Annotated in this window: 16 protein-coding genes; 3 read left to right on the forward strand and 13 right to left on the reverse strand. The window is 55.5% G+C overall.

The window, feature by feature from the left end; translation table 11 throughout:
• Positions 1-4: 4 nt before the first annotated feature.
• From AB1S56_RS20590 to AB1S56_RS20600, 3 genes are all read right to left on the reverse strand, one after another.
• Positions 5-634, reverse strand: coding sequence for a nitroreductase family protein (locus AB1S56_RS20590; protein ID WP_340869844.1), 630 nt, complete (start codon positions 632-634; stop codon positions 5-7).
• A 116-nt stretch (positions 635-750) separates the two neighbouring features.
• The gene (locus AB1S56_RS20595; RefSeq protein WP_340869950.1) at positions 751-1638 is read right to left on the reverse strand and encodes a VOC family protein; all 888 of its coding nucleotides are present in this window, start codon (positions 1636-1638) and stop codon (positions 751-753) included.
• A 251-nt stretch (positions 1639-1889) separates the two neighbouring features.
• A complete protein-coding gene (locus tag AB1S56_RS20600; RefSeq protein ID WP_340869843.1) occupies positions 1890-4127 on the reverse strand; it encodes a heavy metal translocating P-type ATPase in 2238 nt (745 codons plus the stop codon).
• 263 nt (positions 4128-4390) lie between these two features.
• Here AB1S56_RS20600 and AB1S56_RS20605 point away from each other — a divergent pair, with 263 nt between their 5' ends.
• From AB1S56_RS20605 to AB1S56_RS20615, 3 genes are read left to right on the forward strand one after another with little or no spacing between them, the layout of a single operon-like run.
• Positions 4391-5941 carry a spore germination protein gene (locus AB1S56_RS20605; protein ID WP_340869841.1) on the forward strand — a complete coding sequence of 517 codons (1551 nt, stop codon included), beginning with the start codon at positions 4391-4393 and terminating at the stop codon, positions 5939-5941.
• On the forward strand, positions 5941-7035 hold the full coding sequence (locus AB1S56_RS20610; RefSeq protein WP_340869839.1) for an endospore germination permease: 1095 nt from the start codon (positions 5941-5943) through the stop codon (positions 7033-7035). Before AB1S56_RS20605 ends, AB1S56_RS20610 begins: the two co-directional genes overlap by 1 nt.
• Positions 7032-8156: a Ger(x)C family spore germination protein gene (locus tag AB1S56_RS20615; protein ID WP_340869837.1), complete on the forward strand. Its 1125-nt coding sequence runs from the start codon at positions 7032-7034 to the stop codon at positions 8154-8156. The genes AB1S56_RS20610 and AB1S56_RS20615 overlap by 4 nt, the downstream gene beginning before the upstream one ends.
• Positions 8157-8165: 9 nt before the next feature.
• Here AB1S56_RS20615 and AB1S56_RS20620 read toward each other — a convergent pair whose 3' ends face one another.
• The 10 genes from AB1S56_RS20620 to AB1S56_RS20665 all read right to left on the reverse strand — a co-directional run bounded on the left by AB1S56_RS20620 (position 8166) and on the right by AB1S56_RS20665 (position 21201).
• Positions 8166-9392, reverse strand: a complete 1227-nt coding sequence (locus tag AB1S56_RS20620; RefSeq protein WP_340869835.1) for an FAD-dependent oxidoreductase — start codon at positions 9390-9392, stop codon at positions 8166-8168.
• Positions 9389-10138, reverse strand: coding sequence for a methyltransferase domain-containing protein (locus AB1S56_RS20625; protein ID WP_340869834.1), 750 nt, complete (start codon positions 10136-10138; stop codon positions 9389-9391). Before AB1S56_RS20625 ends, AB1S56_RS20620 begins: the two co-directional genes overlap by 4 nt.
• Positions 10131-11312: a type III polyketide synthase gene (locus tag AB1S56_RS20630; RefSeq protein ID WP_340869833.1), complete on the reverse strand. Its 1182-nt coding sequence runs from the start codon at positions 11310-11312 to the stop codon at positions 10131-10133. Before AB1S56_RS20630 ends, AB1S56_RS20625 begins: the two co-directional genes overlap by 8 nt.
• Positions 11313-11427: 115 nt before the next feature.
• Positions 11428-12726, reverse strand: a complete 1299-nt coding sequence (locus tag AB1S56_RS20635) for an extracellular solute-binding protein (RefSeq protein WP_340869832.1) — start codon at positions 12724-12726, stop codon at positions 11428-11430.
• Complete coding sequence (locus AB1S56_RS20640) at positions 12713-14284, reverse strand: response regulator (protein WP_340869831.1); 1572 nt, start codon at positions 14282-14284, stop codon at positions 12713-12715. Before AB1S56_RS20640 ends, AB1S56_RS20635 begins: the two co-directional genes overlap by 14 nt.
• Positions 14256-16097, reverse strand: a complete 1842-nt coding sequence (locus tag AB1S56_RS20645) for a sensor histidine kinase (RefSeq protein ID WP_340869829.1) — start codon at positions 16095-16097, stop codon at positions 14256-14258. The genes AB1S56_RS20640 and AB1S56_RS20645 overlap by 29 nt, the downstream gene beginning before the upstream one ends.
• A 59-nt stretch (positions 16098-16156) precedes the next feature.
• Complete coding sequence (locus AB1S56_RS20650; RefSeq protein WP_340869828.1) at positions 16157-17941, reverse strand: glycoside hydrolase family 66 protein; 1785 nt, start codon at positions 17939-17941, stop codon at positions 16157-16159.
• 8 nt (positions 17942-17949) lie between these two features.
• Positions 17950-18783 carry a carbohydrate ABC transporter permease gene (locus tag AB1S56_RS20655; RefSeq protein WP_340869827.1) on the reverse strand — a complete coding sequence of 278 codons (834 nt, stop codon included), beginning with the start codon at positions 18781-18783 and terminating at the stop codon, positions 17950-17952.
• 12 nt (positions 18784-18795) lie between these two features.
• Positions 18796-19761 carry a sugar ABC transporter permease gene (locus AB1S56_RS20660; RefSeq protein ID WP_340869825.1) on the reverse strand — a complete coding sequence of 322 codons (966 nt, stop codon included), beginning with the start codon at positions 19759-19761 and terminating at the stop codon, positions 18796-18798.
• 111 nt (positions 19762-19872) lie between these two features.
• Entirely contained in the window at positions 19873-21201 is a 1329-nt protein-coding gene (locus AB1S56_RS20665) for an extracellular solute-binding protein (protein WP_340869824.1), read from the reverse strand.
• Positions 21202-21391: the final 190 nt, after the last annotated feature.

Genomic DNA, 21391 nt, shown 5'->3' on the forward strand with positions numbered 1-21391 from the left:
CTCGTTATTTGTATACCTTCATGCGCTCGTCCAGCGGCTTGAAGGTTTTGTCGCCTGGAGGCGCGGTCGGCTTGCCGAACGGCATCTGCGCGAGCAGCTTCCAGCTGGACGGAATATCCCACTCCGCCTTCACCTTGTCGTCAATCAGCGGATTGTAGTGCTGCAGAGAAGCTCCGAAGCCCTCAAGCTCCAGGGACGTCCAGATGACGTATTGAAGCATGCCGTTTGACTGATTCGCCCAGACAGGAAAGTTGTCCGCATAGCTGGGGAACTGCTGCTGCAGACCCGCCACAACCTCCTGATCCTCGAAAAACAGCACGGTACCATAACCCGCGGAGAAGGATTTCATCTTATCCTCGGTTGAAGCAAATTGATCCTCTGGCACAATCGCTTTCAGTGTTTCCGTTGTAATACTCCACAGCTTAGAATGCTTCTCGCCTAGCAGCACAACCACTCTGGCGCTTTGCGAGTTGAAGGACGAAGGCGTATGCTTCACAGCAAAGGATACAACCTCCTGAATCCGCTCATCGGATACAACCTGCTCCTTGCTGATGCTATAAATCGACCTTCTTGCTTCTACCGCCGCGTAAAATTCCTTTGTCGCTGACTCTTGCAATGAACTTGCATTTTCCATAATGGCTGCCTCCCGTCTATTGCATGTTGAACTCACTTATTATTGGTATACCCCGCTCCTGCTATTCTTAAGCGGGCGACAAGTTGTCTGGCAAGTTGTCGCCCGCACGGCAATGCTTAACGCAGAGCATCCCTCTGGACAGCCAGCTTCACCTGAATGCCGCTGCCGCTGGGGTCCTTCACCCATCGGATGGAGTCCTCGCGCCGCACCTCGCAGCCATACGCTTCCAAATTGCGCACTGTCTTGTCGAGCTCCTCCTCGCTAGGCAGCAGCACGGTGAAATATACAATGCCGGTACCATGGGCCGGCGCTGGCGGCGCGCCCGCTCCCGCCCAAATATTCATGCCGAGATGATGATGGTAGCGGCCCGCTCCAACAAACAGCGCTCCCATCTGACGCTTAAGATCAGCTTCGATGTCGAAGCCCAGCGCGTCGCAATAGAACCGCTTCGCCTGGCCAAGATCCGCTACATGCAAATGCACATGCCCGATCATAGTACCCTCCGGCATCCCCGCCCACGTCTCGCCATCCGCCTCCGCCAGTAAGCCGTGCCAATCGATTGGCTCCGATCGCATTTTGACAAAACCTTGCTCATTGTACTCCCATTCGCTTCTGGGGCGATCTCTGTAGATTTCGATGCCGTTAAGATCCGGATCGGACAGATACAGCGCCTCACTTACTCCGTGATCGGCCTGTCCCACCTGTATACCCTTGTCCAGCAGCCTGCGCAGCGCCAGCCCAAGCGCCTTCCGTGTGGGGAGAAGAATCGCGAAGTGGTATAAGCCGCTCACGGAACGTTCGGGAACGATATACGCGTTGGGCACTTCCTGGAGCACAAGCAGCACATCGCTCCCGTCCGCGGTCAACTCCGCCAATCCATCTTGCCTGCTCCGCACACGAAGTCCGATCACATCCTGATAGAAATCAAGCGATCGATCCAAATCGCTTACCTTCAGCCTTACTTCTCCCAGTCTTGTTGCCGGGTGCAACGAATAGGCTGTCATCTCACTCGCCTCGCTCACATCTCTCACCTCGCGCTTTATATTATTTACTTTAGTATGTTACTTACTATTTGTAATTAATAATAGTTTACCTTCTCCATTTAGTCAAGTCTTCGGAAGGAACCCAGACAAGCGTAAAACGGCTGCGCCGTCCTTTGGCGAATCAGCATACGTTTCACGTTGAAATAGAAGCCAAGTGTAGATGTGCACAAAAAAAGCAGAGAGCTTCAAAGGCCCCCTGCTCCTATCCTGCTTTAAACCTTCATTCGCTGCAGACGAAGCGCGTTCAGCACGACAGACACAGAGCTCAGCGCCATCGCAGCGCCTGCAACCCAAGGCGCCAGCAAGCCAATAGCCGCAATCGGTATGCCCAGCGTATTGTAGCCAAGTGCCCAGAAAAGGTTCTGCTTGATGTTCGCCATCGTCTTGCGGCTGAGCATAATCGCGTCCGCTATGCTGAGAAGATCGCCTCGCATAAGCGTGACATCCGCCGCCTCCATCGCAACATCCGTGCCTGTACCGATCGCCATACCCACGTCAGCTACAGCCAGCGCCGGGGCGTCGTTAATGCCGTCTCCGACCATCGCTACCTTGCGCCCTTCCGCCTGCAGCTTCTTCACTTCCTCCGCCTTGCCTTCCGGCAGCACCTCAGCCAGCACATGATCGATACCGGCTTGTCTTGCAATAGCTTTCGCCGTACGCTTATTGTCTCCCGTCAGCATTACGACATCTATGCCCATCGCTCGAAGACGGGCAACGGCTTGCGCCGAAGATGGCTTAATTGTATCCGCTACCGCTACAATGCCAGCATACTCGCCGTCGATGGCGATCAGCATTGCCGTCTTGCCCGCAAGCTCCAGCTCCGCCATATGCTCGTAAGCAGACTGGGCCGCAACACCGTTTTGCTCCATTAGCCGTCGAGTACCCGCCAGCACCTTGCGCCCGTCCACCGTTGCCCCAATGCCATAGCCCGGAAGCGATTCAAAGGCACTTGCCTCTCCAATGGCAGTTCCTCTCTCCGCTACGCCTGCCACAATCGCTTCCGCAAGGGGATGCTCGGAGCCCCTCTCCGCACCTCCAACCAGCTTCAGAAATTGCTGCTCGTTCCAAGCAGTCACAACATCCGTAAGGACCGGCTTGCCATTCGATACGGTTCCCGTCTTATCCAGCACGACGGTATCCACACGATGCGTGCCCTCCAGATGCTCGCCGCCCTTGAACAGCACGCCAAGCTCCGCTGCTCTTCCGGAGCCCGCCATGATAGAGGTTGGCGTCGCAAGCCCCAGTGTGCAAGGGCATGCGATAACGAGTATCGCGATGGCCTTCTCCAGCGACTCTCCGAATTGTCCGGGCGTAATGAAAAAATACCATACAGCAAACGCCGCAATCGCTACAACCACGACGATGGGCACGAATATGCCGGAAATCACATCTGCTATACGCTGAATAGGCGCCTTGGAGCCTTGGGCGTCCTCCACAACCTTAATGATCTGCGCTAGTGCCGTTTCCTTGCCCACCTTGGTCGCTTTTATGCGCAGCAGTCCGTTTTTGTTCAAGGTGGCGCCGATTACGCTGTCTCCCGTCCCTTTGCCAACGGGCAGGCTTTCCCCCGTCAGCATGGATTCATCCACTGCGGATTGCCCATCAAGCACCACGCCGTCCACGGGAATCTTCTCGCCAGGCTTCACGAGGAGCACGTCTCCGGGCAGCACATCCTCAATCGGCATCCTTATCTCTTCGCCGTCACGCACGACAATAGCTGTCTTAGCCTGCAGGCTCATCAAGGATTGGATCGCTTGGGATGTGCGGCCCTTGGCCAACGCTTCGAACAGCTTGCCTAATACGACAAGTGTAATAAGCACGGCGCTCGTCTCAAAATAAAGCGACGGTCCGTGATGCGCGGACGCCCCATCCAGCGACCACTCCAGCGTCAGATACAGGCTGTAGAAGTAGGCGGCCGAGGTGCCCAGCGAGACCAGCACATCCATGTTCGCGCTGCCGTTGCGAAGCGCTTTGTACGCGCCTCGATAGAAGGGCGCGCCCACGATGAATTGAACGGGCGTTGCCAGGATAAGCTGAAGCCATGGATTCATCAGCCATGCCGGCATGGGAATCCATGATGTGAAGCTGAAGTGGCCTGCCATGCTCCACAATAGCGGCAATGACAGCACGGCAGACAGCAGAATCATCCGCTTGTGGCGCCTGATCTCTTGCAGCTTGGACGCCTCCGAGCGCCCCTCCTCCAGCTTGAGCGCTGCCTCGTAGCCTAGCTGCTGCACCTTGCTCTGCATAGCGTCCACATCGATTTCTGCCGACCGATAGCTCACGCTGGCCGTCTCCATCGCAAAGTTTACGCTAGCCTGCGTAACGCCCGGCAGCCGATTTAACCCTTTTTCAATCCGGTTGGCGCATGCCGCACAGGTCATGCCCGTTATATCAAACGTCACTTGCTCACTCCGTTGCCCTTGCTCTTGAAGCCGCTCTTGTGCCATCGTTCATTTCTCCTTTTGGGCGTGCCCACTGAGCTGCTATCGCTATTCAGGCACGTGTATTCATGAACCCAGTATACCCCACCCCCCTATATTTAGTCAATATACCCTCATACCGTATATTTAATTGCGCAGAAATTGAAGTGTCTTTCGACACCCCACCTATACGTGAATTCGGCTAAATACAATATCTTGAATAACCTACACATATTTTGGAAATTATTAAGATGATGTAGAAAACTGTCGAATTTATGAGGTGGTTTCATTTGGAAATCTTCAGATATTTGCGTAAACAAAGAAAACTACAATCGCAAATCGTTCCATTTGAAGCTATGGAAGGGGATCCTCCTAAAGAATCGCCTCAACTCAGCAACAATCTGGCTGAGAATTTGGATTATCTGAAGCAAAACATTCCTAACAGTCCGGATTTGATGTTCCGCACGCTTCGATTAGGAGAGGATCGTCAAGAAGAGGCAGTCTTGGTCTATAATGACGGAATGGTCGATAAGAACTCACTAAACAACAACGTGATTCGACCTTTAATTGAAACGGGAAGTTTAGACATTCTACAATGCGTCTCGATAGCAAATATTAAGCTGTCTTCATCGTGGGATGAAATCGAGGATAGATTATATCGCGGATTTACCCTACTGATAGTGGATCGTTCCAGCATGGCCTATTTATTCGAGACACAAGGCTGGCCTCAACGCGCGATTGAAGAGCCTCAGTCGGAGACCTCCATTAATGGGGCTCACCAAGGCTTTAGTGAAATAGCGACTCAGAATATCGCATTAATCAGAAGGCACTTACCGAACAAGCAGCTTCAGATGTCAAAAGTGAATGTAGGAATTCGCGGCAAAACAGAAATATCCGTTCTGTATCTTGCAGACGTTTGCCATCCATCCTTCATTCATGAGTTTCTAGAACGCATTCGTAGGATCGAAATCGATTCTATTATTAACACAGGTGAGCTCGCTGAATGCATTGAGGATCATCCCTACAGTCCTTTGCCCCAATTTCAATTAACCGAGCGTCCGGATAACGTGGCTTCGCATTTGCTGCAGGGCCGAATCGCGGCAGTTGTAGATTGCTCGCCAAATGTATTGATAAGTCCTATGACTTTTTTTTCCTACTTCCAGACACTGGATGATTACAGTTCGAGATGGTATGTCTCATCCTTTATACGGTTACTCCGGTTCATTGGATTTCTTATTTCCATTCTCCTGCCTGCCCTCTATATCTCGGCGCTATCCTTCCATTATGAGCTGATCCCATTGGAAATGATCATCACGATTGGAGAATCCAGATACAAGGTGGCTTTCCCGCCATTACTTGAGGCATTGATGATGGAGTTGGCACTGGAGATGATTCGAGAAGCAGGTATTAGGCTTCCAGCTCCTATAGGTCAGACAGTTGGGATTGTAGGTGGTATTGTCATTGGGCAAGCTGCGGTTGAAGCCGGCATTGTAAGTAATATTATGGTGATAGTCGTGTCATTAACCGCTATCGCTTCATTCATCATTCCGAGCAAGGAAATGGGCGCCGCCATACGGTTAATTCAGTTTCCCATGATGTTGATGGCTGCCATGTTCGGTATGATCGGTATCTCCATTGGAATTATGAGCTTGATTGGCTATATGGTATCCATGAAATCACTTGGCACACCATACATGACCCCACTTGCCCCCTTTCGCCTGTGGGACTGGAGGGATCTGCTAATCCGATTGCCCATCTGGCGAATGGATTTCAGACCCCAATCCAACAAACCGATGCAGAAGAGAAGGCAAGGCAACATTCGACATAAGGAGGATAACTAGTGCAAACCTCTATACAGAACAAACCTATCACACGCTTCCAATTCATTGTGTTCATTCATTTAACTCAAGTTGGCATTGGTATTCTCACTTTGCCAAGCGTATTGCATGAGTCAGCCGGAACAGACGGATGGATCTCGATCATCGCAGGCGGATTGATGTCCATCTTGCTTAGCATCTTAATCATACTGTCTGTTCGTTCTACTAATTATAATAACTTTCAAGAGTTATTAATAAATACCTTTGGCAGCTGGATTGGAAAATTCGTTATGCTGCTCTGGTCAGGTTACGCATGCCTGGCTGCCATGACCGTCATATTACAGGCTGTTTTCATCATAAATACTTGGATCCTCCCCCATACACCTCCATATGTCATACTTTGCTTGTTTACCGTTCCTTTATATATCATTATACGGAATTCCATTCAAGACCTCGCAAGATATGGCGAAGCCGTCTTTTTCCTATGTGCGTGGATGCCCTTAATCAGCATTCCACTCGTCGATAAATTGCAGTGGATACATCTTCTGCCGATTGCCAAGGAAGGTTGGTCGCCAATCATTTATGCTGTCCAGACGACAGCACTATCCTTTCTGGGTTTCGAACTGATTTATTTCTTTTACCCCAACTTAGAGGATAAAACGAAGGCAATTTCTGCTGTAGTTATTGCAAATTTGATGTCGATGCTTTTATTTCTGTTCGTGGCACTCCTTTGCTTTATGTACTTTAGCCCTGACGAAATCGAATCCCATCTATGGCCTACGCTGCAGCTTTTAAAAACAATCGAACTGCCTTTTATTGAACGCTTTGAAATTATTTTTTTGTCGCTCTATCTATTCATTCTATCCATGACAGGACTTCCGTACTTCTACTTTTTCCTGCAAGGATTATCTTCCGTGTTCTCGATAACGGATCATAAGCGATTGCTCAAATGGTTTATTACAGTAATGCTGCTTGCCGGTCTATTCTTTCATACAACTTATGAACAAGTATTCCATTTAAGCCGCTGGTGGAATACTGCCGGCATTTATTATTCGTTCGGATTCCCAATATTGCTGTTCCTGTTGAGGCTTATATGGAGGAGAGGTCACGTGGAATGATGCGCGCAATTCTGTTTACCATCTTGATTGTTTTTTGTATAACCTCTTCTGGCTGCATGGATCAATTGGATATCGAGGAAGAAACCTTAACCTTATTATTAGCATTCGGTATGAATGATGAACAGAAGTTAACCGTACTGCAGACAAACCCCATATTCGATAAGGAGATCAAGAGCAAGACTCAAGCCTTAATGGTGAAAAGCGACTCTATCCGCGACTCCAAAATCAAGCTAAATACGTTCACGAACGGAAAGATTGTCGGAGGGAAGATTCAAGTAGTAGTGATGGAAAAGGACGTGGTGATGCGGCAGAATCCACTTCCCCTAATGGACGTCTTGTATCGTGATCCCAAAAATTCTCTTAATGCGGCAGTCATCGTTTTGGACTCCTCCATTGAAAATTTGAAGGATATAGTCAACCGCCCCGATCGACCGCGGATCTCTGTTTATTTGAAAGAGCTTGTAGAGACAAACCAAGAAACAAATCGCACGGTCGAAACAACATTGAGGTCTTTCTATTATCAGATGCTCGAGAAGGGAAAAACTCCCTCGTTAACGGAAGTGAAAATCGTGAGAGACGATATGATAGGTATAGCCGGAATTGCATTGTTGAATGAATCAGGAATTTATAAAACGAAATTGTCGGAAAATGAAAGCGTATATTTATTGCTCCTGCAGGACGAAGCGATGCTTCCGGCACCTATATCAATACCGATTCCAATGAAACTTCCAGAAAGCAATGCGGGCAAAGATAAACTCAGCTTTGATATCATGAAGATAAAGCATACTATTAAACCGGAATACTACTCTGGGCGCTTCCACTTCACGATTCAGCTTGATATGACGATCAGCTTAACTGAGAAAATGTTTCTATTAAACGTCCAAAGCCAACTTCCTGCATTAGAGAAAATAATCGCTCAAAAAATAAAAAACGATATTGAGCGAGTGGTTCAAAAAATTCAGAAGCATCGAATTGACCCGATTGGATTAGGAATATATGCCAGGGCCTACTCTTATCCACAATGGAAGGAAGTAAAAGACAATTGGGGCGAAGAACTGGCTCGTGCTGATATAGAAATCGAAACCAAGGTGAAAGTAAGAAGCTTCGGCGTTATTAAGTAAATAGGTAACCTACTGCTTGGGCACGGGTTGGCCTGAGAGGCGCGTCGCCCGAATCAGCCCCCGCGCCGCGCCGGGCGCCAGCCGGGCCAGGAGCGGCAGTACATGGGAGAGCAGCGGCATCTCCAGCAGCGTCTGGGCGATCCGGCCGGAGCGAAGCGGGCCGCTGAACTCCGCCGTAATGGCCGCGCTGTAATCGCGCTCCCACTGCGCTAGGGTCAGCTCGCCCTGCAAGTACCGCTCGGTGTACGAGACGCACAGCTCGGCCGATCGAAGCCCCATGGACATTCCGTCTCCGCACAGCGGCGGGATACGGCATATCGCGTCTCCGACGAGCGGCATCCCCTTCCATGGCAATGGCCGATAGCTGATGCGCACCGGCGATACGGCGGCCGAGCTCCCCATAATCGGCATGGAGCCGGACATTCTGTCGGCCAGCCTGGGGCTGCGGCCGATCGCCTCCTCCAGCATCGCCGGCACATTCTTATGAAGCGCTGGAATATCGTCAGGGTCCAGCAGAGCGGCAACGTTTATTTTGCCGGCCTCAATCGCGTTCAGCCCGATATATCCCCCCCGGAAAAAATACAGCTCCACGCCTTCGGAACGGCCGCGATTTCCCTTCTCCCTCGTTACACCGCTGTCCTCCGTCTCTCTTCCGAAGCGATAATGCATCTTGACGCCCAAGGCGGAGGCGCCCTTCCGCTCTCGCTTGCTTCTGCCGGCTCCCTCCTCCGCCTCTTCCTGCCAATCGCCGAGCGACACGCCAGCGCCGCCCCACGCTCCAATCACCGCGCGGACAAGCAGCTCCTCGCTAGCCTTCCCGCTTCGCACCTGGACCGCGTAATAATCGCCCCGTCTCGTGACCGAGGTTACGATCGCTCCGTCCCGGAAGTCCGCGCCCGCCGACTTCGCCGCTAGCTGCAGCCTCTCGTCCAGCAGCCAGCGGCTGACACCAAGCGCGGTGCCAGGCAGCGGCAAGTCGAGCACACCACCGCTTCGCAGATGGATGGCTGTCCGCGACATCCGGCTTGGCCCCAAGCCAAGCACATCCTTCAGCAGGCCAAGCCGAGCCAGCGTACCCTGCGCTTCGGGCGACAGAAACTCACCGCATACCTTATGACGGGGGAACTTATGCCGATCCAGCAGCATCACCGTTCTCCCCCGCTCCGCCAGCAGCTTGGCCGCCGCGCAGCCCGCAATGCCTGCGCCCAGCACCACGACATCATAGACTCTGTTCAATGCAGCTCCTCCTCCGCCTCGCCATGATCGCTCGGCCGTTCGCTTTTGGATACCATAACCGCGTATCGGAACAGCGGCCGCCATGAATAGTCCAGACCCTCGAGGCCCGGATGCTGCCGCAGCTTCTCCCAATCCTCTGCGCGGAATCCCTTGGCCACGGACAACGGGCCGTCATGCCGTATGTATGGATTACGCGACACCAGCCGGGCAGCCAGCCATACTGCCGACCACGGCAGCCAGTGGCGGTGAATGTCGTTAAGCGCGACGCCGAGACGGGACACGCGAAGCATCTGCTGGACGGCCTTCTTCAGCTCTGCGCCTTCAAAATGATGAATAAATTGTGTTCCCGTCACGATATCCGCAGAGTCCGCCTCCAATTCGAACAGATCAGCCTGCCGAATCTGGACTCGCGATTCCTTCCAGTAATAGAGGGCTGCCTCCTTGGCCGCCTCCTCCGTCTTGTCCACCAAGGTTACATGCAGCTGCACGCCTTCCTCCAGCGCCCACCGCAGCAGCCTCCTGTTCACATCTCCCGATCCGGACCCCACATCCAAGATAGACAGGGTCCTTGGGCAGCCAGCCTCGCGCCATAGCCGTCGCACCCCGTAAAGCGTAGGCGCCGCCGCGCCGAACAGCCGGTTCAGCCTGCGCAGATGGACAAGCGCTTCCCGAAGCTTGGGGCCTCCCTTCGTTAAGTCGTCCATCAGCTCGGGACGAGAGTCTCGCGCCTGCAGCGCTCTAGGCATGAGCTTCTTCCGCCAGCGTGAACGACGAGTTCGCATGGCCATGGGCAGGCGGGGCATAAGCGATCCGGAGCATCTCCGCCGTAACGCCGGGGCCGAACGCAAGCGCAACGCCTTCCCGCACAGGCGCGCGGCTCGCCTCCAGCTCGCGCTTCATCTCCGCCAGCACGAACAGAATGGTAGCAGACGACATGTTGCCGTAATTCCGCAGAATAGAACGGCTGGCGGAGGTCTGCTCCTCTGTCAGACCGAACAGCTCCTGCAGAATATCGACAATGCCTCTGCCGCCGGGATGAATCGCCCATAAATCCGGCTTCGCGGCACCCTCCAAGAGACGCTCCACCTGAGCTGGAACATGCTCGCCAATTAACCGCGGTATAGAGGTCGACAGATACAGGTCAAAGCCATGGTCGCCGATCTCCCATACCATCTCTCCTTCGCTGCCTTCCAGCAGAACCGTTCGCTCCTCGCCAAGCAGGAAGCAGCTATTGTCCCTGCCACGGCTCTCTGCCGCTCCCACCACGCAGGCGGACGCGCCATCCCCGAAGAAGGAGGCGCCGTAGAGCGCTTCGCGACCGCCGGAGGGCTGGATGTGAAGCGTACACAGCTCCACACAGACGATTAACACACGCGCCTGCGGCTGGGCGGACACCATTCCCTTGGCCAAGGCGATCGCCTTTAGCCCCGCCGCGCAGCCGAGGAAGGTGAGCGGGTACCTCGCAGCCGTCTCACGGAGGCCAAGCTCCCGAATAAGCACAGCGTCCAAGCCAGGCAGGAATTGTCCCGTGCAGCTTACGGTTATCAGATGTGTGACGCTCTCGGCCTCCGTGCCGCCGTCTGCAAGCGCTGCGCGCGCGGCTTCAACTGCAAGAGGGACGCATGCCTGCTTGTACACCGCCATCCGTTCGCCAGTCGTCGGCACCAGGCCGCCGCCCAGCTCCGGTCCCTTGAAATAGCGGCAGTCGTCCGCCTCTTCCAGCAAATTCGGCTCGCACGTATATCGGCTGTCCACCCCGCACTGCTTGAAGATTCGCTTCGCCCAGCGGCTGGAGTCCGTATGGCCCGCCCCGGCCAGTGCCTCCACCAGCCTGCGCGACGTATCCTCCTGATCCATTCGATATGGAGGAACCGCTGTTCCTATTCCCCAGATTGCCGCAATCTCCCGTCCTGTGTTCATTGGCATCCCTCTTCCCCTGTTATCTAGGCCCCAGCTGCCTAGCTTGCGCCTGGTCAGACAAGCCTCTAATCAGGATCATTGTATTCAGGACGCTTCCAAAATATGAATGCTGCTCCTACCGCGAGTCCGCCAGGATGAGGTCTATCTGCCGCGCAGTATCCGCCAGCGTCTCCCGCACGTCGCGGCCAGCAATAAAGATGTCCTCCATCGCCGCGGCATACAGCAGCTCAATCGCGTTCCATTCCGGAATCGACGGCCGGTAGAACGCGTCAGATATCCCTTCCATATAAGGCATCAGATATGCGCTATTGGCGGCTTGGCCCGCTTCGAACGCCTTCGTATTGGCGGGGATGAGCCCCGCCTCCATCAGCTTCAGCTGGGTCGCCTCCGACGTCATCCAGCCCATGAACGTCCACGCCTCCTGCTTGTTGCGGGCACCTCTTGTCATAACCAAGCTCTCCCCGCCGATTATGGAGCCGTAATCGCCGTCGCTCGGGAACGGCGTCGGCACGGTGCGCTGCAGAAGATCGGCCTCCACGCTAACGCTGTTCAGCAGAATGCTGTAATACCAGGGTCCATCGTCAATCATCAGAATTCGGTTCGACGTGTAAACCTCCTTCCACAGATCGGCGCTGCCTTCCAGCATCCAGGGATTGATGACGCCCTGCTGGAACAGCCGGCGCAGCTCCTCCATTGCTTGGACGCTCTCCGCGCTGTCGAGATAACCCGCCGCGCGGGTGAAGCCGGCATCCGCAAGCCTTCCCCCCAGCGCCATAAAATACGGAAGGCTATGCCACAGCTCAATGCCGGACATGCCAATGATATAGCTATGCTGCTCGGCAAGCCCCGCCAGCTCTGCGAAGGACGCCGGCGGCTCCGCGAGGCCCAGCTCCTCCAGCAAGGCGGCGTTATAGATCGCGGCTTTGGTCGTCACATTCAAGGGCACTCCATATACGCGGCCATGGAATCGGTTCGTCTCCAGCATCCGTCCCCCAAGCTGTGAGGCTACCTCCCCGTAATCGGCGAAATCGTCGAGGGGCTGCAGCAGCCCCCGCTGCGCGAACACCGGCACCCACGTATAATCCATCCGAATAATATCGGGCGTCTTGCCCGCCGACGCGCGCGCCTGAAGCGCGGCATGATATTCCTGGTTATGCGTCTGCCTGACGGATTCCACGACGATGCCGGGATGCTCCGACTCGAAGGCGGGGATTACCTCCCGCTCGAACACCAAAGTCTCCTCGTCACTGTACGTATGCCAGACGACGATACGCTTCTCCCGCTCCTCCCCCAGCCGCGGCACAGAGCTGGAATCGTCGATGATAGAATCGCTCATGCAGCCGGCGAGCCCCGCGACAACAGCCGCCATAGAGACAAGCCTTATGAGCAGTCGGAGCGGATTACGCCTCATCATGCTTCTCCCCCCTCAGCTCCCTGTAGTCGACGGGCGAATGCCCCGTCATTTTTTTGAACAGCTTGCTGAAATATTTGACATCGCCAAAGCCCGACTGCTCCGCTACCTCGTACACCTTCAGCTCTGAGCGAGACAGGAGCCGCTTCGCATGCTGCACGCGCAGCTTGATAACGTAATCGATGAAATTTTCACCCGTAACCTTCTTGAACAGGATGGAAAAATAATTTTTGCTCACATGCACATAGTCCGCCACCTGTTGAAGCGTCAGCGGCTCCGTGTAATGTGCGCGGATATAATCCAGCGCCTTGTCGACGGGATGGGCGGTGCCCGGCGCGTCGAACCCGCGTCCATCGCCTGATCCCGCCTTGCGCAGCTCTGTCACGATGGCCAGCAGCGTGTCGCACAGCTCACCCAGCGTGCCCGTCTTGAACAGCCGGTCGAACGACTCCACCAACGTATAGGGGTCTAGCTGCCGCTTGAACAGAACCGACAACACCCGGCTCGCCTCCTCCTTGAGCCGCAGTGGCGGACAGCCGCCCGATGACCAGTCCTCGCGCCATTCGGCGAGTGCGGCGGCCAGCTTCCGTTCGCCTTCATCGGTCTGCTCCCTGTACAGCTCCGGCAGCTTGAGGCCATCCCGCTTGTCGCCGCCGGGCGCTTCCCAGGCATACATGCCGCAGCCTTCGAAGAAGCCGCGGTCCGCAGCGTCCCGGCCTTGCAGGAACACCTCGCGGATCCCGCCGGCCCCGCGTCCCGCCGCATAGCCGATCGAGACGCCGATTGCGCCCTCCGCCTCCAGACTCGCCGCAAGCGCGCGTAGCCTGCTGCCGCTGGCGTCCGATTCCCAAGCAGCGCCTTGCGGCGGCTTCGGCATGAGGAGGAACAGCTCATTCTCCCCTGTCTGCAGAGCTATCGCTTCCGGCTCATGCAGGTAGAGCTGCTCCATCAGTCCCTCCAGCAGCACCGCCTTGTGCAGGTATCCTTCCCGCTCCTCGATGGCGTACAGCTTGCTGAGCTGAATGACGAGTCCAAGATAATCGCCGCCCAGCCATCCCGGGCAAGCCTCCTCCGGCAGAGCGCCGCTCTTGTGCAGCAGATGCTGCTTCAGCTCCCCCTCGCAGCGTCTGCGCGCCAGCGCCAGCTCATCAGCTCCCGAGCGCCGCCCGCTTGCGGAGGCCTCCTCCTCCAGCAGCTCCTTGCATCGCCGCAAGGTCTGCAGCAGCTCCTCGGGCTCCAGCGTATGCTTGAGAATATAATCCGCAACGCCCAGCTTGAGCCCTTCCCGAACATATTCGAAGTCGTTATAGCTGCTGATGAACACGACCTTCGTCCGAGGGTGCCGGGCAAGCGTCTGCTGTGCCAGCGCCAGACCGTCCAGCACCGGCATCTTAATATCCGTAATCAGAATATCCACCGGCTCCTCTTCCAGCAGCCGCAGCGCTTCCGCCCCATTCGCGCAGCTGGCGACGACGGTTATGCCCTCCCTCGCCCAGTCCACAGAGGCTTGAATGCCGAACCGAATGATCGGTTCATCGTCTACGATCATCGCTGTCCACATGCCGCTGCCCCTCCTGTCTCGGCTTTTTTTGAGGAATGAGCACAAGCTTCGCCACGGTGCCGCCTTCCTCACGCGACTTCATCGTTACCCGAGAGCCATGGTCAAAATACAATCGGGCGCACTCATGCACATGCTGCAGCCCGATGCCCGTATGTCCCTCGCGAACGGCCTTCTCCATGGAAGCCATGAGGTCCTCCTTCTCGGGAAGAAGTCCAATCCCGTTATCCGTAACGGTAATGACGACGGCTTCTCCTTCGCTGACGGCATGAATCTCGATCTCGCCGTCCGTTCCCTTGGGCACAATGCCATGAAAAATCGCATTTTCAACAAGCGGCTGAACCAGCATGCGCGGCACCGGCAGAGATGCTGCCGTCTCATCGAGCCTAACCTGCAGATGGAATCGCAGATGGTACCTCATTTCGAGGATTACCAAATATTTGGCGATAATGTCCAGCTCCTCCGCAAGTGTCACGAAGCTGCCCTTCCTGCCCATATTGGCCTCCAGCAGTCTCGTTAGAGCAGATATACCGTCGTATGCCTTCTCGGCTTCGCCGTATTTGATCAGCCAGCGGATGGTGCCCAGCGTGTTGAACAGAAAATGGGGGTTAATGCGATGCACGGCCGCCCGCAGCTCCGCCTCCTGCTTCAGCTTCTGCTCCTCCGTCACCTGCTCCATCAGCAGATTGATGTCGCCGATCATCCTGTTGAATTGATGGCTCATCAGCCCGAATTCATCGTTCGTCTTCACATCCGTCCGCACCGTCAGGTCGCCCTTCTGCACCAGCTTCATGCCCCGGGTTAGCTGCTTGACCGGCTTCGTGACCCGGCTGGCAATAACAAGGCCTGCCGCGATGCCCAGCAGCGTAAAGATGCCGAACGACATCAATATATTGCGATGCAGCGCGCTCAGCTTATCTGTTATTTCGTGAACAGGCACCGTGCCAACGAGCCGCCAGCCGTTGCTAAGCGGCTGCTGCACGCCGTAATAAGGCACATCCCCCAGCAGAAATTCGAACTCTATGCGGGGATCGTTCCCTATATGGGAGAGCAGCTCCTTGTTCGACACCATGCCCCCGATGCTCGCCTCATCCGCCGATATCATCAGGCGCCCTTCGCTGTTCACAACGAAGAAGGCGCCCGTCTCCCCCAGCTTCATTTCCTTAATCTTGTCGATCAGCTTGCGGCCATTCAAGTTAACCAGAATATAGCCTACCGTCTCCCCGCTGCTGTAGTCCTTGATCGCTCTGCCGATCGGCAGCACCATCTCCGTATTATCACCGCCGCTGCTCAGCCTGTCCGCCGCAATCCCGCTCCAGACCAGTCCACCCTCCAGCTCTCTCGCCTTCTCGGCCCAGGGCTGATTGCCAAGGTCGTATCTGGCCAGCTTTACTCGGGAGAAGGTGCCGCTCCCCCAGCCTGTCGCGTTGTCCTTCAACACATACACAATATTAACGAAGGAGCTGGAGTAGACGACATTGTTCAGGAAGCTCTTCATATACTCCTCGTTCTCTCGCCACAAAGCGGGATCGCCCCCCTCGGAGGGCTGATTGGCCAGCACATGCTGAATGCGGGAGTCGATATAGATCATGTCCGATACGTCGCTGCCCGCGTTGAATATAAAGGATAGAGAGTCCGCGCCCTGCTTGGCGATCTGAACCGACGCCTCCCGCACATTCTGCTTCACCGTAGCGTTCGAGACGACGTAGAAGGAGAAGCTGGTGAACAAGGCAGGGATCAGAATAACAAACACAAAAGCCGCAATCATCCGCGTTGTAAAAGACATTCGTATTCGCTTGCGCCATCGTTCCACCACTTGCTCTCTCCTCCTTCCTCTCTGGAATTCTTCCAGTATACAACGATTCTGGCGCTGCTTTAATATTCCAATACAAGCATACCCCAATATTTGAGCTTAGGCAGCGTCATGGTCACCCGTCCATCCTGCTGCGTGAAGGAAAGCGGCAGGGCGGAGCCGCCGTAGTGATCCGGCGATGCCGTCCACACCCTCTTCACTTTACTATCCGCCTTAAGCGTCACCTTGGCTTCTATAATTTCCGCAGGCTCAGCCTGGTTGGCCTTATTGTCCTGCCACTCCAGAGTCGTCGCGTCCGTGAAGTTAATGAGATGAAGCACGGTTCTACCTTGCGCCTCCTTCGCGAACATCCATACCTTGCCTCGCTCCGGCTGCTCCGACAGCTCCAGCCCTTCGCCCGCCGCCTCATCAAGCGCCTTCTCCGTTACGCCGTCTCGAAGCAGATTCTGGTAAGCGGTCAGGAAGTCGTAATAGGATACGAGCGTAGCCTCCAGCTCCTCCGTCATTCTCAGATTACGGTTTGGAAAATATTCCTTCGCCAGCATACTCTCGCCAAGCTCAAGATGGGAGCCGCCGGAAGCGAAGATGACGGCATCCGTCAGCAGGACGCCCGGCGTGTTGAACTCGCCGGAAGAGCTGGCGTGGTCATAGTTCATATAGGCGGCGAACACGGTGTTCAGCCTGCCTTGGCTATAGCGGTAATTCTGATCCGCAATGTCCTTCAAGCTGCGATAGCCTGGATGGCCATCCCATACCTCCGTGTACAGAAACTTAACCGGCGCTTTGGCGATGTGCGCCTGGCCGAACTGAGCCACCGCGTTCATCACGTAATCGACGTCAAGCTCCCTCTTCGCCGCGTGGAGGAATGATTCATACGTTTGCGGCAGATTGACCTTATCGGCGTTCGCATCATACAGCACGCCCCGGTCGCCAAGCTGATCGACATGCCAGCCGTCGAAGGGCAGATGCTTGAACACCTCCTTCTCCTCCGCAAGCAGATAGCTCTGCCACTCGGCATTCGCGGGGTTCACGAGCATAATATCGCTTGCCCAGCCGTCCGGCAGCGGGTGCCGATCCTGATTCGTCAGCAGCGGATCCTTGAACAGCCCCCATTCCCGCTTCACCCCATCCTGCTCCGCGTCGTCAAAAGCGCCGAACAGCAGATTGTAGTTCATAGCCTTCATATTTTTGCCCTGGGCCAAATCAATGTACGCCTTCACAGTGTCGTACGAGACAAGCCGATTTGCGATCTCCGGCCACTGCGACGCCGGCTCCCCTGCATCCAGCTTAAGCGGCTTGTGATGCTTCCACTGCCAGTCGTAGAATTGGATGCCGTTGATCCGGTATCGGTTCAACCGCTCTATAATCGACTCCTGCTCCGAAGCCTCCATCGCCATAAAGTCGGCCAGATAGCCGTAGCGCGGGAACCTCCCCCAATCGGAGGAGACGTCCACCGCAATGTTGGCGTGATCAACAATCACACCCCCTTGCTTGGCGTAAATTTCCGTCATATAGCCCTGGAAGTCCGCGGCTGGCGGCTTCCATTCCCAGTCCAGCGTGGCTGAGCCGTCCCATGCCAGCGTCGTCTCCTCCAGCGTCTCGTCGAGATGCCTGTAGCGCACAACCAGATCGCCGCCCTGTGCAGAATCCAGCATGGTCAGCGTATAGCGGACCGGCTCGCCGGGGCTGTATCTCGCCTTGTCGGTTGTGATATACGCGATGAGTCCGGCATCGCCCGCCGCGCGGGGATCAACCCCCGCGCCGCCGCCGAAGCAGCCGCCCAGCAGCGCCGGAACGAGCAGCAAGCCTATGAAGAAGGCTGCTGCCCGGGTTGGATGTATTTTCAAAGCAGCTGTCACCCCTTCACTCCGCCCTCATTGAAGCCGGATTGCACAAATTTCTTCTGGAACGTCACGTACAGCAGCATGACCGGCAGCAACGCAATGATAGACGCCGCGAACACTTGGCCGTAGTTGGTGGAATATTTGTCGTTGAACATCATAATGGCGATTGGCAGCGTGCGCAGCGCTTCGCTCTTGATAATGGTGAGAGCCAGGAAGTACTCCTCCCATGTCCCCTGAAAAATAAAAATGGCCAGCGTGCCGAGCGCAGGAAGCGATTGCGGCAGATAGATGTTCCAGAAGATGCGCCAGCTCCCGCCGCCATCGATCAGGACGGACTCCTCCAGCTCCTTCGGAATGCTCTCGAAGAAGCCTCGCAGGAAGAAGACGTTGCCGATCACACCGCCTGCGATATAGATCAGCCACAAGCCGCTGAACGTGTTCACAAGCCCCATGTCCTTGATAATGACGAACTGCGGGATGATGTTGATAACGCCGGGAATGAACATCGTCAGCAGGAAAATGCGGAATACAAGCTCCTTGCCCGGGAATGTGAATCGAGCGAAGCCATACGCCGTCAGCGCGCCGAGAAACAACGAGCCGACCATCGCCACTGATGTGACAATGACGCTGTTCATGAAGTAGCCGAAGAAGTTGTTTTTGTTCCATACCGTCACGTAGTTGGTGAAGTTCATCTTGACCGAGAACACCTGATCCGGCTTCGGCAGCGTGTTGGTGCCCAGGAAGAACGTCGTCAGGACCATGTAGACGAACGGGAAGACGAACAGAAGAGCGCCCGCAATAATAATCGTGTAGACGATCGTTTTGTTCAAAATTGATGTGTACATGTGCGCTCCTCCTTAGAACATTTTTTGTCTTCCGATTTTTTTCATCTGCGTATAGGTGATGGCGAATACGAGCATGCCCATCATAACGCCCATGGCCGACGCCGGCCCAAACTTCAGATTCTGGAACGCCTCGATGTAGATTAAGCTCGGAATGACGTGCGTCTGGTTCATCGGACCGCCTTGCGTAATGAAATAGACCTGCGGGAAAAATCCGAACGCGCCGTTAATCAGGTTAATCACGATGAACAGCGTGATGGGCTTCAAGAGCGGAATGGTGATGCGCCAGAACTTCTGGCCGGCATTCGCGCCGTCGATGTCGGCGGACTCGTACAAGTCCTTCGGCACACCCTGCAGCGCGGCGAGATAGATCACAACGCCCCAGCCGACCGTCTTCCAGATATGGAACAGCCAGATCATCACCATGGCCGACCAATAATGGCTCCGCCAGGAGATGGGCTCGGACAGGATGCCAAGCTTGGCGTGGAGAACGTAATTGATGAAGCCGCCGTCGCCGTCGGCGAACAAATATTTGAACAAGAGCGCGATAATGATCCATGATGTGACGATCGGCAGGTAATAGATCGTGCGGAACGCAATCTTGTATTTGACGAATTTGGCGTTGATCAGCACCGCGAAGAAGATCGCGAGAAACCAGTTGACCGGCACGGTGGCCGCCACGTTCAGGAACGTGTTGCGCAGAGCGATCAGGAACCGTCCGTTGGGGTCCTGGAACACTTTGGTGTAGTTGTCGAAGCCGACCCAAGGATTCGCCGCATTGGGCATAATGCTGTAGTCCTGGAAGCTGATCATAATATTGCGAATCATGGGATAGATGACAAATACGGCGATGCCGATGAAGCCTACCGCCACGTAAGGCAGCACAGCCATCCATTGCCGCAGTCCCAGCTTGAAGCTGCTCTTGCGCTTGCTCGCCGCGAGCGCTTGGTTCGTCTCCGGTGTGAATAAGGGGGCAGACATTCGCTCAGGCACCTCCTTTCTGTAGGTGAAGAAGCATAAGGGAGGAAGGGCGACTTACCCCGTTTGCGCGAATTTCGCGCGTCCGGCGATGCCGCCCTCCCCTGTCACGCGTTATTTTAGAATCGCTTCGATCTGCTTCACCGCTTCGTCCAATGATGCCTTCGGCTCTTGCTCGCCGCGAATCGCCTTCTCGAACGCCAGGTTGAAGATCGATTCCACCTCTCCCCATTGAGGAATCGGGGTGCGAGGCAAGGCCGTCTCCAGCTGCTCGACATACGTGTCGATGAACGGAATATTCATGGAGGACATGGCTTTGGCTGCCACTGTGTTCGTAGGAATGAGTCCCGTCTCCGCCATCATCTTCTGCGGCTCCTCAGTCAGCATCCACTTCGCGAACACCCACGCTTCCTCCGGATGCTTGGAGTTGGCGAACATCACCAGGTTCTCGCCGCCAATGACAGAGCGGCTGCCGCCATCGCCCGCCGGCATCACCGCTCGCACCGTCTGCTCCAGCGGCTTGAAGCCGGTCGCCTCCTGCTCCGCAAGCTTAATGCTGTAGAACCAAGGGCCGTCGTCGCTCATCAGGTAGTCGCCGCTAATGATGCCGTCCCAGGTACCGGGCTCGCCGCCCAGCATAGCCGGCAGGACAAGTCCTTCGTTGGTCCAATCCACGAGCTTCTGGAGCGCCTTCACGCTGGCATCGCTGTTCAGATACCCGTCAACCTTCGTATAATCCTCATTGGTAATAGAGCCTCCGAGGCTCCAGAACCATGGTCCGATCCCCCAGGCATGAACGCCGGATACGCCAATGCCGAATTTGCCCCTGGCCTTCAGCGTTCTCGCCGCCGCTTCCAGCTCCTCCATTGTTTTTGGCGCCTCGCTTAAGCCAGCCTCCTGCAGCGTCGCCTTATTGTAGATGGCGACCTTTGTATTCGTATTAACCGGTACGCCGTAGTAGCCGCCATTGTAGAAATTAGTCGCCATAGGCGATTCAAATACGCTTGCTCGCAGCTCGTCGAAGCCGTCCAGCTTGCTCACGTCCATCAGCGCGTTCTGTGCCGCGAACTCCGGCACCCATACGATGTCCATGCGCATCAGATCGAGCGCCGCGTCGCCCGCCACCCCGGCGATGACCTGCTGCTTCAGCCCTTCATACGGCATACGCGTCAGCTTAAGCTCGATGCTGGGGTACGCCTTCTCGAACGCCGGCTTAATCTTGTCTGTCAGCACAGCCTCTTCCGCGTCGCTGTAGGTGTGCCAATATTCAATCGTCACTTTCTGTACGGAGCCTCCGCCGTCTCCGCTGCTGCCGCCGCTTCCGCTATTGCCTCCGTTCGAGCTGCCGCCGCCCGAGCCTCCATTGCCTCCCGCGCAAGCCGCCATGACGAGTACCATCGCGAGCGCCATAACGGCCAGCGCCGCCCTTCTCATTTGGTTCATGCTCTATTGCTCCCCTCTCGCTCTCATGTGTGCTGCCTCTTGATTATCTCCTCTGGAGCCGATTTCGGTAACCGCTTACATTCACAAGGTCGTGTCGTATATTACGAGTTGCGAGGCCTGCGGGGGCTCGTCTTGGTGTGCGATATTACGATGGGGTGTATGATTATGCAATAAAAGCTCCGCCCTGCCG

The sequence above is a fragment of the Paenibacillus sp. PL2-23 genome (assembly GCF_040834005.1).
GTDB lineage: Bacteria > Bacillota > Bacilli > Paenibacillales > Paenibacillaceae > Pristimantibacillus.